At 72.7% G+C, this 14,321-nt stretch carries 11 protein-coding genes; 7 read left to right on the top strand and 4 right to left on the bottom strand.

All coding sequences use genetic code 11. The features are described 5' to 3' along the window. Positions 1-2: 2 nt before the first annotated feature. From FOJ82_RS16875 to FOJ82_RS08415, 4 genes are all read right to left on the bottom strand, one after another. Positions 3-1,406: a hypothetical protein gene (locus FOJ82_RS16875; RefSeq protein WP_185975690.1), complete on the bottom strand. Its 1,404-nt coding sequence runs from the start codon at positions 1,404-1,406 to the stop codon at positions 3-5. After that, positions 1,406-2,098: a YbaB/EbfC family nucleoid-associated protein gene (locus FOJ82_RS08425; protein ID WP_143938049.1), complete on the bottom strand. Its 693-nt coding sequence runs from the start codon at positions 2,096-2,098 to the stop codon at positions 1,406-1,408. Before FOJ82_RS08425 ends, FOJ82_RS16875 begins: the two co-directional genes overlap by 1 nt. A gap of 136 nt (positions 2,099-2,234) precedes the next feature. Next, positions 2,235-5,051, bottom strand: a complete 2,817-nt coding sequence (locus FOJ82_RS08420) for a hypothetical protein (protein WP_143938048.1) — start codon at positions 5,049-5,051, stop codon at positions 2,235-2,237. Then, positions 5,048-7,729, bottom strand: a complete 2,682-nt coding sequence (locus FOJ82_RS08415) for an MMPL family transporter (RefSeq protein ID WP_143938047.1) — start codon at positions 7,727-7,729, stop codon at positions 5,048-5,050. Before FOJ82_RS08415 ends, FOJ82_RS08420 begins: the two co-directional genes overlap by 4 nt. 232 nt (positions 7,730-7,961) lie before the next feature. Between FOJ82_RS08415 and FOJ82_RS08410 the strand changes: the two genes are divergently transcribed. The 7 genes from FOJ82_RS08410 (at position 7,962) to FOJ82_RS08380 (ending at position 14,317) form a co-directional block, all read left to right on the top strand. After that, entirely contained in the window at positions 7,962-8,573 is a 612-nt protein-coding gene (locus tag FOJ82_RS08410; protein ID WP_143938046.1) for a M15 family metallopeptidase, read from the top strand. Continuing rightward, positions 8,570-9,700 carry an alanine racemase gene (gene alr, locus FOJ82_RS08405; protein ID WP_143938045.1) on the top strand — a complete coding sequence of 377 codons (1,131 nt, stop codon included), beginning with the start codon at positions 8,570-8,572 and terminating at the stop codon, positions 9,698-9,700. Before FOJ82_RS08410 ends, alr begins: the two co-directional genes overlap by 4 nt. Then, positions 9,697-10,689, top strand: coding sequence for a D-alanine--D-alanine ligase family protein (locus tag FOJ82_RS08400; protein ID WP_246099813.1), 993 nt, complete (start codon positions 9,697-9,699; stop codon positions 10,687-10,689). The genes alr and FOJ82_RS08400 overlap by 4 nt, the downstream gene beginning before the upstream one ends. Further along, a complete protein-coding gene (locus FOJ82_RS08395) occupies positions 10,686-11,702 on the top strand; it encodes an acyltransferase family protein (protein WP_221933080.1) in 1,017 nt (338 codons plus the stop codon). Before FOJ82_RS08400 ends, FOJ82_RS08395 begins: the two co-directional genes overlap by 4 nt. Further along, a complete protein-coding gene (locus FOJ82_RS08390; RefSeq protein WP_143938043.1) occupies positions 11,699-13,003 on the top strand; it encodes a sensor histidine kinase in 1,305 nt (434 codons plus the stop codon). Before FOJ82_RS08395 ends, FOJ82_RS08390 begins: the two co-directional genes overlap by 4 nt. Then, the gene (locus FOJ82_RS08385; RefSeq protein ID WP_143938042.1) at positions 13,000-13,671 is read left to right on the top strand and encodes a response regulator; all 672 of its coding nucleotides are present in this window, start codon (positions 13,000-13,002) and stop codon (positions 13,669-13,671) included. The genes FOJ82_RS08390 and FOJ82_RS08385 overlap by 4 nt, the downstream gene beginning before the upstream one ends. Positions 13,672-13,741: 70 nt before the next feature. Beyond that, positions 13,742-14,317 (top strand): TetR/AcrR family transcriptional regulator, encoded by a 576-nt coding sequence (locus FOJ82_RS08380; RefSeq protein ID WP_185975689.1) that lies wholly within the window; start codon positions 13,742-13,744, stop codon positions 14,315-14,317. The last annotated feature ends 4 nt before the right edge of the window (positions 14,318-14,321 follow it).

Below are 14,321 nucleotides of genomic sequence, written 5' to 3'. Positions count from 1 at the left end.
GTTCAGCCTCCCTGGTCGATCGACTTGGTCATGGCGGCGTTGTTCTCCTCGGTGGCCTGGTAACCACCCGCCGCGCTGGTCAGCTTGCCGGTCAGCGAATCGAACTCGGCGCTGGCGCCGCCCGACCAGTTGGCGGCCGCGCTGGAGAGCTTCGTGTGCGAGGGCTGGACCTGCTTCACCAGTCCGAACTCACTGACGGTGGTGGACTGGGACTGCACGCTCTTCATCTCGGCCGAGAGCGTGTTCCACTCCTTGGCGGCCTTGCGCAGGGCCTCGGGATCCGCGACGTACCCGTCGGACCCGGACACGCTCCCGCTGCTCGAGCCCGTGGGGCTGGAGCCCGTGCCGGACCCGTAGCCGCTGCCGCCACCGCTGCCCGCCGAGATGCCGCCGCCGGAGCCGCTCCCGGAGCCTCCGCCCGAGGTGCTGCCCGAACCGCTCGGCGCGGTGGGGCTGGTGGTGCCCGGGCCGGTCCCGCCCGTGCCCGGGTCGATGACACCGGTGCCCGGGCCGGGGCTCGTGCCGCCGCCGGGACCGGGGACGTGGCCAGACTCGCCGGGACCCGGGACGTAGCCGGGCTCGCCGGGACCCGGGACGTAACCCGGCTGGCCCGGACCCGGCACGTAGCCCGGCTCACCGGGACCCGGCACGTAGCCCGGCTCACCGGGACCCGGCACGTAGCCGGGATCCCCGGGGCCGGGGACGCCGGACCCGTTGCCGCCTGGCGGCTGGTAGCCCGGGGTGCCGGGGAGGGGGTTGCCGTTGTGGTCGACGTCGGCGATGCCGTCGCCGTCGGTGTCGATGCCACCGACTACCTGGCGGTCGGCGATGCCGTCCCCGTCGACGTCGCCGGTGGTGCCACCGGCACCCGAGCCGATGGCGTTGCCGTCGAAGTCGACGTCGGCCACGCCGTCGCCGTCCAGGTCGATGCCGCCGCTGACGTAGGAGTCCTCGAGGCCGTCACCGTTGACGTCGCCGGGTCCGGCGCCCGCAGCCATCACGCCGCCGCCGCCGACTCCCGTGCCGCCCGCGCCGAGACCGCCGCCGAGGCCCGCACCACCGGCCCCACCGGCGCCGACGCCGCTGCCCAGGCCCGGGGCGCGCATGGCACCGGCCGCACCGACTGCGTTGGCGCCGCCCATCGCGCCGGCGTCCATCACGCCGCCGCCTGCACCGGGCGCGCCCGTGGCACCTGCGGCGCCGCCGCGGCCTCCGCCCATCATCATCGGCGGCATCATGCCGCTCTTGTCGCCCTTGCCCTTGCCGCCCTGCGCGTTCGGGTTGATGGCGGCCTCGCCGAGCTCACCGTCGTCGAGGCTGTCGTCGCTGTCCGCCGTCACGCCGGCCACCGAACTCTCGGCGGCACGGCGCTCCACCTCGGACCAGGGATCCTTGGGATCAGTCATCATCGCTCCTTCGGGTTGAGCATTGCCTTGAGGGTTGCCATCAGGAACCGGTGTTCGTCCTCGAGGTCGTTGAGTTCGTCCCGGTCGTCGTCGCCGGGGACATGCTTGGCGTAGGCGTTCTCCGCGGCCGCCATCACGTGGTCACAGATGGTCCCCGCCTGGGCCGAGTCCAGCCACTTCTCGTCGAACGTGACGCTCTGGGCCAGCCCGGCACCGTTCAGGGCGACGGTGACTCCCTTGGAGCGGCCCTCGACCGTGCCCGGTTCCGTGCGGGGCCGTGACCGGTAGCGCTCGATGGCCTCGTCCCAGCGCTGCTCAGCGTCCGCAACCAGGTTCTGCATGACCGCGAACGTCCGGTTGTTGAAGCGCGGGAGGCCGGAGAAGTCGACGTCGTCGAAGCTGGGCGCTTGCCGCTGCTCCACCACCCCGACCGAGGCGTTTGCGTTGGCCATGCGCAGGGCCTGCGAGAAGCACTCGGTCAGCGTCCGCTTGCCCAGCCGGGTGTACCAGGTGGGAGAGACACGGACCTTCGAGAGCCGTCCGTCCTCGAGCCAGACGCGGACGATGCCGTCGGAGTCCGAGACCCCACCGTCGGCCGCGTCCTCTTCAAGGGTCTCCTCGACCGGTTCGTCACCGTAGATGACGGGGGCCAACGGGTCCAGGTCATCGGTTTGGACGTCCTCGGGGCTCATGGGCCACACCTCCGATCCTTCGAAACGCACCCTGCCAGTATTGCAACCGCCGGGGTCAGACCGGGAGTCCCGAGGGCGTCGGTCTGCCCCGGTCAGGCTCGAAGGCAACCCGGCGACGCGGGCGCGGCCAAACCGGTCAGGCGGCCACCACCCGGCGACGGAACTGGTCGACGGTGAGCTGGCGGCGCGAGGCGATGGCCAGGTAGGACAGCGCGAACGCGATCGCCGCGACGAGCACCGCGACCCCCACCAGGCCGACCGTCCCGGAACCGTCGGCCATCCAGGTGCGGACCAGCAACAGACCATTGTGGACGGGCGAGACCGTGGCCACGGACTCCACCCAGCCAGGCAGGGTGGAGGTGACGCCGAGCGCCACCGTGACCACCAGCAGCAGCGCGGAGATGCCGCGGCCGATGTTGCCGAGCCACGCCGCGAGGGCGTGGTTCACGAGCACGAAGGAGACCCCGAGCCCGGCAAGCAGCACGACCAGTCCGAGCGCGCGACCGAACCCGAGCCCGACGGCGAGCGAGCCGACGACCCCGAGCACGGCACCCAGACCTGCCGCGAGCGCCGACGGCAGCCCGATGCCGGACCACCACAGCGAGATGCTGGACGCCCCCGAGCTGACGACGTCGGTGGGCACCGCCCGGGCGATCACGAAGGACGCGAGTCCCACCACCCACAGTCCCGCCACCAGCAGCAGTGCCGCCAGACCGACGGAGTTGTTCTCGGTGAGCGCTCCGGTGCCCGCCACCGGCGAGGCAACGACGGTGGAGAGCGCCTCGCGCTCCTCCTCGGAGTAGCTGGGCACCTGGTCGGCGCCCTCGTCGAGCTGGGTGGCGAAGGTGTCGACGCCGTCGGCGAGCTGCTGGGCGCCGTCGTCGAGCTGGACCACGCCGTCGGCGAGCTCACCGGTGCCGTCGGCGGCGGTCACGACGCCGTCGGCGAACTGGTCCACACCGTCGACGTAGGTGCCCACGCCGTCGGCGAACTGGCCCACGCCGTCGTTGAACTGGCCGACGCCGAGGACGAACTGCCCGACGCCGCCGGCGAAGGTGTCCACGCCGTCGACGTAGGTGCCTACGCCCTCGGTGTAGGTGCGCACGCCGTCAGCGTAGGTGCCCACGCCGTCGGCGAACTGGCTGACGCCGTCGGCGTAGGTCTCCACGCCCTCGGTGTACTGGCTGACACCGTCGGCGAAGGACGAGACGCCCTGGGTGAGCTGGTCGACGCCGGCGGGCATGGCCGCGAGCTGCTGGTCGAGCTGCTGCATGCCGGTCAGGAGCTGGGTTGCCCCGGATCCGAGCGCCTCGGCGTTGTCGACGAGCGGCTGGGCGCCGTCGACGAGTTGGCCCATGCCGTCGGAGATCTGCTGGAGGCCGTCGCGGAGCGCCGGCACCCCTTCCACGAGGGCCGGCAGCTGCTCGGCGAGCTGGGCGACGCCGTCGAAGAACGGGGCCGACTCGTCGGCCAGCGCGGTGGCGCCGCCGAGGAGGCTCGCGCCGCTCTCGTCCGGGGTGTTCAGGGCGGCGGAGGCGGTCCCGACCCCGGCCGTGAAGCCGGCCTTGACTCCGGCCGTAGCGCCCGCTGTGAAGTACTGCTGGAGCAGCGCACACGTCTCCGGGTCCTCGACCGGGTCCTCGACCGGGCACTTGGGGAACCCCGCCGCGATCTGGCCCGGGATGGCCTGCACCTGGTCGGGCGCGGGGATGGTGCCGGAAGCGTAGCCCCGGAGGGCACCGTCCAGCTGCTGCAGGCCGCCCGCGAGGCCCTGCACGCCGGCGCCGATCGCCTCGGCGCCGCTCCCGAGTTCCTCGAGCTGGGTCAGGTCGGGGGTCTCGCCCCCGGCGTCGAGCCCGGCGATGGCCTGGTCCAGCCCGGCCTGCAGCTCGGAGACCCCGCCGACGACCTGTTCGGTGCCGGCCGTGTACTCGGGGATGCCGGGCAGGAGCTGCTCGGCGCCCGCCACCAGCTGGCCCACGCCGTCGACGAGCGCGGGCACCTGGTCGGCGAACTGGCCGATTCCCTGGTTGAGCTCTTCCGCACCGGCGGCGAGGGTGCTGCCGCCGGAGACCAGCTGGTCGCCACCCGCGGCCAGGGCGCTGCCGCCGGAGACCACCTGGCGGCCGCCGTCGACGACCTGGGTCCCGCCGGCTGCCAGCTCGGAGCCGCCAGCGGTGAGCTGCGAGCTTCCGGAGGCGAGTGCGGAGCCGCCGTCGGAGAGCTGCGAGCCACCGGCCACCACCTCGTCGGCGCCGTCGGCGAGTTGTTCGCCACCGTCGCCGAGCTGCGTCCCGCCGTCGGCGAGCTGCCACATGCCGTCGGCGAGCTCCCCGGTGCCGTCGGCGAGTTCACCGGTGCCGTCGGCCAGTTGGGTGGCGCCGTCGGAGAGCTGCGTGGCGCCGTCGACGATCTCCCCGAACTGGTCGCCGACGCTGTTGAAGCCGATGAACACGTTGTCCAGGTAGCTCTCGGTGAGGGTGGAGTTGATGCCCTCCCTGGCGATCCGGGCGATCTCCTCGGCGACGCGGGCGTCAGTGACGGGGGCGTTGTCCGACATGGTGATGTCGATGCGCGCCTGGCGGGCGACGGAGGCGTCGTTCTCGCTGAAGGACGTGGCTGCGGCGGAGAACTCCTGGGGGATGGTCACCACCGCGGCGTACTCACCGGAGGCGAGGCCTGCGGTGGCGTTGGCCTCGTCAGCGAGGGTCCACGAGATGTTGGAGCCCTCGCGGTCCATGATGGCGGCGGCCAGTTGCCGGCCCATGGGGATGTACTGGTCCCCGACGGTGACGGCCTCGTCGAGGTTGACGACGGCGGCCCGGACCCGTTCCTCGTTGCTTCCGTTCACCAGCCCGATCAGGGCTGCGACGGCGAGCAGCGGAACCAGGACCAGCGCGACGAGCGCGGGCCAGCCCACCTTGTGGCCGGGGTTGATGCTTTCGGGCCTCATGCGTTGCTCCCTACGGGTGCGGCTTCGGTGACGGTGACGATGCCGTCCGGTCTGGTCTCCTCGAGGTGCGCAGCGTTCCCGGCGCACACCACGAGCGCGAACTCGCCGCCCCGGGCCGCCTCGACCAGGCGACCCAGCGCCTGCTTCTCGGCCTCGGAGGCGACCACGTCGACGGAGTCGACGAACACCACGGTGCCGGCGCGGGGCTCGATGCCCTCGAGCGCGGCCACGGGTGATGGGACGACCGCGAGGTCGACGTAGGTGGTGCGACGCCGGACCAGCGACGCGGACTCGGGAACGAGCTCCCCCACCACCCGGGCGCGGCCGGAGGTGACGGCGAGCCGGCCGCTGAGCGCGAGCGCCAGTCCGGTGCGGGCACCTAGGGGTCCGGCGATGCCAATCACGTTGCCGGGGACAGCCTTCAGGCTGATGGGGTCCACGACGCCCTCCACCGAGATCTGGTCGGCGTGCAGCAGGCTGCCGTCGCCGGGCCAGTTCGCGAGCTCCAGCTTCTTGGTCAGGACCTCGCCCTCGACGTCGAAGGACGGCAGCAGCTTGTCCAGCCACTTCGGCAGCCACCAGGCCCTGTCGCCGAGCAGCGCGAGCACGGCGGGGACCAGGGTCATGCGGACCAGGAACGCGTCCGCCATGACGCCGACGGCGAGCGCGAAGGCGATCTGCTTGATCGGCCCCATGCCCTCGGGCACGAAGAACGCGAACACGCCGAACATGATGAGGGCGGCTGCCATCACCACGGGTCCGGAGGCGACGAAGCCGGCGCGGATGGACTCGATCGCGGACTTGCCGTGGACATACTCCTCGCGCATCCGCGACACCAGGAACACCTCGTAGTCCATCGCGAGGCCGAACAGGATGCCCATCACGAGGATTGGCAGGAAGCTGATCAGGGGCATGCCGCGCTCGAGGTTGACCAGTTCCTTCAGCCAGCCCTCGTTGAACACCAGCGTCGAGGCACCGAAGGCCGCCCCGACGCTGAGGATGTAGCCGACAGTGGCCTTCACCGGCACCCACACGGAACGGAACACGGCCGCGAGGAGCACCATCGACAGGCCCACCACGAGGATGGCGAACGGGACCAGCGCCGCCGACAGCTTGGCGGTGACGTCGAGCTGGACGGCGGTGTAGCCGGTGACGGCGGTCGAGACGCCGAGCTCGTCCTCCCACTGTTCGCCCAGCCGCTTCAGGTCCTCCACCACGAGGGCCGTGGCGGCGTCGTCGGAGGCGGTGGTGGGGATCACCTGGATGAGGGCGGTGTCGACGTTGGGGTTGGGGGTCGCGAGCGGGACGCCGGCCACGCCGTCGAGGGCGAGGATGTCGGCCTTGAGCTCCTCGACCAGGCCGAGCGGGTCCTCGGAGGCGATGATGTCGGCGGTCACCACGAGGGGCCCGTTGTAGCCGGGGCCGAAGTGCTCGGCGATCAGGTCGTAGGCGACGCGCGAGGGGGTGCCCGGCTCGTTCTGCCCGGCGTTGGGCAGCGACAACTGCATGCCGGCGGCGGGGATGGTGAGGGCACCGAGGGACAGGACGACCGCGACGATCGTGACCACGGGGTGCTTGGTGGTGACGCCGACCCACCAGGCGAAGAGCCCGCCCCGCTTCCCGGGAGCCTCGGGCTCCTCCTGCGACTTCGTGCTCCTGCGCGGCTTCGGCCGCATGCGCTCGCCCACGAGCCCGATGAACGCGGGCAGCATGGTGAGGGCGATCAGCACGGCGAACACGATGGTCAGGGCGGCGAAGACGCCCATGACGGTCAGGAACGGGATGCCGGCGACGCCGAGGCCCAGCAGTGCGATGAACACGGTCACGCCGGCGAACACGACGGCGGACCCGGCGGTCCCGACGGCGCGGGCGGCCGACTCCTCCACCTCCATGCCGTCGCGGAGCTGGTCGCGGTGGCGGGACAGGATGAACAGCGCGTAGTCGATGCCGACGGCCAGGCCCAGCATGACCGCCAGCAGCGGCGTGACCGAGTTGAGGTCGGCCACCTGGGAGAAGATCAGCATGATGCCCATCGCGACGCCGACGCCGACGACGGCGGTGATGAGCGGCAGCCCAGCGGCCACGAGCGAGCCGAGCAGGACGAACAGCACGATGAACGCCACCACGAGGCCGATGGCCTCGATGATGCTGAGCGCCGGGACGTCGATGTTGAACGCCTCGCCACCCATGGCCACCTCGGTGCCGGCGGGCATCTGCGACTGCAGCTTCTCCCCCGCGTCCGTGATGGAGGCGAGCTCGGCGTCGGTGGGGGTCTCGGTCACGTTCAGCTGGAGCTGGATGATCGCGGCGGTGCCGTCCTCGGAGACCTGGCCCGAGACGAACTCGTCCCACGGCGAGGTGGCGTTGTCCACCACCTCCAGCCCGGCCAGGTCTGAGACGCCCTGCTCGATCTCGGTGCGGAGGTCCGCGATGTCGGTGCCCTCCGGTGCGACGACGATCGCCGTCGCCGTCATGGCCGCACCCTGCGGGAAGGTCATGGAGAGCTTCTCGAGCGCCTCCTGCGAGGAGGATCCGGGGATCTCGAAGGTGCTGCTGAACTTCGGCCCCAGCGCGACGGCGGTGCCACCGAGTACGACGAGCAGGGCGATCCAGACTCCGATCACCTTGAGCCGGTTGCGGAAGCACCAGCGACCAAGGGCGTACAGCTGTGCGGACATGAGCCACCTTCGAAAAGCGTCGTCGGGAGGGGCCGGTTCGGTACACCAGCGCAGTGGATTCTACGTCGATACAGTTCCGTATCCAAATGATTCGCCCGCGGGGCGCAGCCCGGACCCTGATGGCCCCCGGCCACGGCCTGCCCCCGTGGCCGGACGGGGTCGGTACCTGGGAACAGCCGGGCGGTACCGCAGGTGGAGGTTTCCCGGGGCCGCGCCCGGAAAGCTCGTTGCCATGACGATTCTCCTCTCCGACCCGCGCGTGGCCGAGGTGCCGGTCCGCGACGACGGCAGCCACCTGGTCCCGCTCGACTTCGCACCGCACGTCCTGGTCCGGGGCGCGCTGGCGGAACGGTTGGCCAGGGCCCGGACGCACCTGCCCGCCGGCACGGACCTGCTGGTGGTCGAGGGCCATCGCAGCCGCAGTGACCAGCAAGCCATCATCGACGCCTACTCCTCGGAACTGCGCCTCCTCCACCCCGGCGCCGACGCCGTCGAGATCCGCCGCCTCTCGAGCCGCTTCGTCGCGCCGATCGAGGTGGCCCCGCACGTGGCCGGCGCGGCCGTGGACCTCACCCTGGTGGACGCCCACGGCCGGGAACTCGACATGGGCACCCCGATCGACGCGACCCCGGAGCAGAGCGCGGGCGCCTGCTGGTTCGACGCGCCCGTCAGCGCGGAGGCCCGACGCAACCGGACCGTCCTGGCCGACGCCCTCGGCCGCGAGGGGCTCGTCAACTACCCGACGGAGTGGTGGCACTGGTCCTACGGCGACAGGTACTGGGCCCTCAGTCACGGTGCACCCTGCGCCCTGTTCGGCCCGGTCGACGTCGCGTTGGTCGCATGAGCGCCCTCGCCATCCCGCCGGCCCCCGCGCCCACGTCACGTCCCAGGCTGGAGATCGACCCCTCGGCGGTGGCCGCCAACACCCGCCTGTTCGCCCGGCGGGCGGGGGACGCGGCGCTGATGGCCGTGGTGAAGGCCGACGGGTTCGGCCACGGCATTGTCGAGATGGCCCGCGTCGCGCTCGCCAATGGCGCACGCTGGCTGGGCGTCACGTCGCTGGCCGAGGCGCTCCGGCTGCGGGAGTCCGGGATCGGGGCCCCGATCCTGAGCTGGCTCAACCCCGTCGACCTCGACGTCCACGCGGCTGTCCGCTACCGCGTCGACGTCGGCATCCCGAGCCTCCAGCACCTGGCTCGCGTCACCTCCCAGCGCCCCGCCCGCCCACTGCGCATCCACCTGCACCTGGACACCGGCATGGCGCGCGACGGCGCCGCCCCGGCCGACTGGGCAGAACTGTTCGACCGCGCGCGCCGCGCCGAACTCGAGGGCCACGTCGAGGTGGTGGCCGTCATGGGACACCTGCCCTGCGCCGACCAGCCCGGCCACCCGAGCACCCGGACGGGCCTCCGGGCGCTGCTGGCAGGGGTGGCGCTCGCGGAGTCGGCGGGACTGCGGCCGACGCTGCGCCACCTCGCCGCCACCGCCGCCACGCTGACCGACGACAGCACCCACCTGGACCTCGTCCGCGTGGGCGCCGGGCTGGTGGGCATCGACCCCTCCGGCACCGCCCGGCTGGCGCAGGCGATCCGACTGAGCGCCCCCGTCGTGCAAGTGCGCGCACTGCCCGCGGGCACCGGCATCGGCTACGGGCACGCCGACGTCACCGACACCCCGACCAACGTCGGGCTGCTGCCGGTGGGCTACGCCGACGGCCTCCCGCGGACGGCCTCCGGCGTCGCGGAGGTCTGGGTCGACGGCCGCCGCTGCCGGGTGCGGGGACGGATCTCCATGGACCAGACCGTCGTCGACCTGGGCGGGGCACCCGTGCCGCCGGGGACCACGGCGGTGGTCTTCGGACCCGGACACGACGCGGAACCGACCATCGACGACTGGGCCCGATGGAGCGGCACGCTGCCGCACGAGATCGTCACCGGCCTGGGCACGAGACTGGAGAGGCAGTACCTGTGAGCACACGAACGAGGGTCGCCGTGATCGGCGGCGGCCAGAACTGCGAGCACGAGGTGTCCCTGTCGTCCGCGGCCGCCGTCGCCGCCGCGTTGGACGCGCGACGCCACGAGGTGATCGCGCTGACCATCCGCCCCGACGGGCGCTGGGCGGGCGACGACGGGGTGCCGCTGGGCGCGACGACGGCCGCGAGCCTCGCGGCGGCGGTGCGGGTCCTGGGGAGCTGCGACGTCGTGCTGCCGGTGGTGCACGGCCGCCTCGGCGAGGACGGCACCCTGGCGGGCCTGTGTGCCCTGGCGGGCGTCCCGTGCGCCGGCTCACCGCTCGGCGCGGGCGCCCTCGCCATGGACAAGTGGGCCACGAAGCTGGCGGCCGAGGCCGTGGGCGTGACGACGGCCAGGGGCCGGGTCGTCACCGCGGCGGAGGCGCCCACCGTTGAGTTCCACCGTCCCGTGGTGGTGAAGCCGGTCTCTGCCGGTTCCAGCCACGGGGTCTCGCTGGCCCGCACCGCCGCCGACCTGCGCGGGGCACTGGCGGAGGCGCTCGAGCTCGACGACCGCGTCCTCGTGGAGGAGGTGGTCCACGGCCGCGAGGTCGACCTGGCCGTCGCGGAGCTCCCGGGCGGTGACCTGCGGATCAGCCCGCCCCTGGAGGTCCTCGTCGACGGCGGCCTGTTCGACACCGACACCAAGTACGACGGCTCCGCCCGCTTCCTCGTGCCCGCACCCCTCACCGTGGCAGAGCTGGGGCAGCTGCGCGCCGCGACGGAGCGGGTCTACCGGGCGCTGGGGTGCCGGGGGATCGCACGGGTGGACTTCTTCCTCACCCCGTCCGGACCCGTGCTGAACGAGGTCAACACCATGCCGGGGATGACCGGCGAGTCGCAGGTGCCGCGGATGTTCGCTGCCGACGGCTGGGGCTACCCGGCCCTGCTGGACACCTGGATCGAGGCCACCCTGGCGGCCTCCCCGGCCCGCGTGCGGGCAGCGTGAGCGGCGGGTCGGGGCGGGTCGCGGGCTGGGACGTGCTGCGCGGGATCGCCATCGCGCTGGTGATGGCCCGCCACGCCTTCCCCGACCAGTTCCCCGGGGCCGGGGTGGTGGGGGTGGTGATGTTCTTCTCGCTCAGCGGTTACCTGATCACCGGGGTGCTGCAGCAGGAGCTGGAGCGTGACGGCCGCGTGCGGCTGGGTCGGTTCTACTGGCGCAGGGCGGCCCGGCTGCTGCCGCCCCTGGTGGCGATGGTGGCGGTCTTCGCCCTCGTCACCCTCACCCTCGACCCGCTCGACGAGCGCGGTCTCCTCCTGGCCTCGGTGCTGGTGATGCTGACCTTCACCGCCAACCTCCCGATCGCCGACGCCAGTCCGGCCGCCTTCCACACCTGGACGCTGGCAACCGAGGAGCAGTTCTACCTGCTGTGGCCCTCGACGCTGCTGCTCGGGCACCGGCTGCGTCGGCTGCGCACTGTGCTGGTGGTGCTCACCGTGCTGCTCCTGGGCGTCTGCGTGGCCACGCTGTGGCGGCTCTCGCCGCACCTGGACCTGGCCTACCCGCTGCCGACGTCGTGGGCGGTGTGCTTCGTCATCGGCGCGGCCGCACGCCTGTACCTGCAGCGGTGGCAGCCGCCGTCGCAACTCGTCCCCGTCCTGCTGGTGCTCCTGGGCGCGATGGCGCTGGCCCCCCTCCGGGGCCACTTCTGGACCTACCTGGTGGCGGGACCCGTGGTGGCGGCCGCGGCCGCGGTGCTGATGCTCGCCTGGCGGGACTGGCGCGACGTCGGGACCCGTCCGGCGGTGCGGGGACTGGCGGCGCTGGGCGTCGTGTCCTACGGCGCCTACCTGTGGAACTACCCGTTCACGATGTGGCTCCGGCCCCACCTGGGCGGGTGGGCCGGGCCCGTCGCCGCCGCGATGACGCTCGCGGCCGCGGCGCTGAGCTGGCACCTCGTCGAGAAGCCCGTGCAGCGGCGCGTTCGCCAAAGGCCCCGGGTGGATGCACCATTGTGACCGTGCAACCAGCCCGCCGCTACCTCCCAGACCTGGCGCTCGCGCTGCTGGTGCTGCTTGTCGGGGTGCTCGAGGTGGCGGCGCGCCGCTACGGCGCACCGACCCTGCTGGAGGTGGTCACCCGGGGCCGGGGGCTGACCGGGTGGGACAGCCGCTTCGACGTCCTCGGCCTGGGCGACCTGCTGCGGGCCCTCGGGTTCGGCGTCAGCGTCACGGGGCTGTTCCTGGCGGTGGCCGCAGCGGCCGCCTGCGCCCTGGCGCGGCACCACGGCGGCGCTGCGCTGGCGGTGGTCTGGCTCAGCGGTGCGGTGCAGTTGGTCCTGGGCGGCGACATCGTCGTGGCCCAGCTCTCCATCGTCTACGTGACGTTCGCGCTGGCCTGCTGGGGCGGCCCCGCAGTGCTGGTGGCCAGTGCGGTCTCCGTGCCCGTCGGGGCACTGTTCGTCAGCACCCACGCGCTGGACAAGATGGGTGTCGGGCCGGACTTCCTCCCTTGGCGGGACGCGTGGTCCGACCTGGTGCAGTCCTACCTCCTGGCCGCCCCGATGGTGATGCTCATCCTGGGCGTGCCGTGGCTCGTCGGGCTGGCCATGCGGGCCACGCGCAGGGCACGGGTCTCCCAGCAGGCGCGCCTCGAGGCCGAGGCGGAGGCCGCGCGCTCGGACGAGATCGCAGCCCTCCGGGCGCAGCAGGCCCGGCTCGCGCACGACGTGCACGACGTCGTCGGCCACTCCCTCGCCGTGATCCTGGCGCAGGCCGAGTCGGCCCAGTTCCTCGACCCGGCAGAGCAGGACCGGATCCGGGACACGCTGGCGAACATCGCGGCGACGTCGCGGCAGTCCCTCAGCGACGTCCGCACCGTGCTGGCCGGCGCCGACGAGCCGAGCGACGCCACGGCCGGGGTCCGCACCGAACTCAACGACCTCGTCGAAGGGGTGCGCTCCTCCGGCAACGCCGTCGAGCTGTCCGTCGCCGGGCAACCCAGGCCGCTGCCGCCGGAGCTGCAGGTGGTGGCGTACCGGACGTTGCAGGAGATGCTCACCAACGCCCTGAAGCACGGCCGACGCGGGGAGCCGGTGGAGGTCGAGCAGCGCTGGGGCGCGGAGCTGCACCTGCGGGTGGCCAATCCAGTCGTGGGCGCGCCCGCCCATGGAGACGGGCCCGGGCTCGGGCAGCTCGGGATGGCCCGCCGGGTGGAGTCGGTGGGCGGCAGACTGGCCTTCGGCAAGGACATCGTCGACGGGGAGGAGCGCTACGTGGCCCAGGCGTGGCTCCCCGTCCGAGCAGCGAGGACTCCATGAGCACACAGCCACCGATCCGCGTCCTGCTGGTCGACGACCAGGAGCTGTTCCGCAGCGGCGTGGCGATCATGGTCGACGCGCAACCGGACCTGGCGGTGGTGGGCCAGGCCGCCGACGGGCACCAGGCCATCCGCGCGGTCGACGAGCTGGAGCCGGACGTGGTGCTGATGGACCTGCGGATGCCGGAGCTCGACGGCGTGGCCGCCACCCGCGAGCTCTTCGCACCGGCCAGGGTGGCGCGGCGCCGTCGGCCCCTGCGCGTCGTGGTGCTGACCACCTTCGACCTCGACGAGCGCGCCGCCGCCGCGATCCGCTACGGGGCCAGCGGTTTCCTCCTGAAGGACACCACCCCCGCGATGCTGTGCGACGCGATCCGCACCGTCCACCGCGGCAATGCGGTGCTGGCGCCGGGCGACCTCGCGACCCTGCTCGATGGCGAGTACCGGCAGCGCACCCCCGTTCCGCCGGAGTTCGCGCAGCTGACGGCCAAGGAGCTCGAGGTGCTCTCAGCCGTCGCCCGCGGGCTGAGCAACACCGAGATCGCCGCGCAGATCTTCATCAGCGAGTCCACCACCAAGACCCATGTCGGGTCCATCCTGCGCAAGCTCCGGCTGCGGGACCGGGTCCAGATCGCCGTGTTCGCGCACGAGCACGGCCTGGTGCGCTGACCCGGGCCAACCCACCACGGCCCGGGCTGCGTCGCTAAGCTGAGCGGAAACCCAGCAGCAAGGAATGCCGATGAGCGAAACCACCCCGCGCCGTGTGGCCACCCGCCAGCGACTCGTGGAGGCCGCCATCCGCGAGTTCGCCGCCCGTGGCGTGGACGGCACCAGCGTCGAACAGCTCTGCGAGGCCGCCGGGTTCACCCGCGGGGCGTTCTACTCGAACTTCAACACCAAGGACGACCTCTGCGTCGCGGTCCTGGAGCACCACCGCGACGTCGTGATGTCCGGCCTGGACCAGGCGTTCTCCGACGCCCCGGATGCGGTCAGCGTCGAGTGGGCCACCGGCACCGCGCTGTCCACCTTCTTCGCGATCATCGCCCCGAGCGAGGAGTTCCGGATCACGCTGATGGAGATCCGGCTCCGCGCCCTGCGCTCGCCGGAACTCGCAACCCGGGCCGAGGCCCTCGCCACGGAGATCCGGCCCGAGCTGGTCGACTTCATGGGCCGGATCGCCCGCCAGCTGGGGCTGCGCTTCCGGATGCCCACCGAGGACCTGATCGACGTGTTCGAGGCCCTCTACTTCCAGGGCCCCGCCGACGCCGAGAGGCTGATCGGCCCCGTCGCCATCGCCCTGGCCGAGCCGGCGTAGGACC

The organism is Tessaracoccus rhinocerotis (assembly GCF_007197885.1).
GTDB classification, from domain to species: domain Bacteria; phylum Actinomycetota; class Actinomycetes; order Propionibacteriales; family Propionibacteriaceae; genus Arachnia; species Arachnia rhinocerotis.
This window is presented reverse-complemented; position numbering and strand designations above follow the sequence as displayed.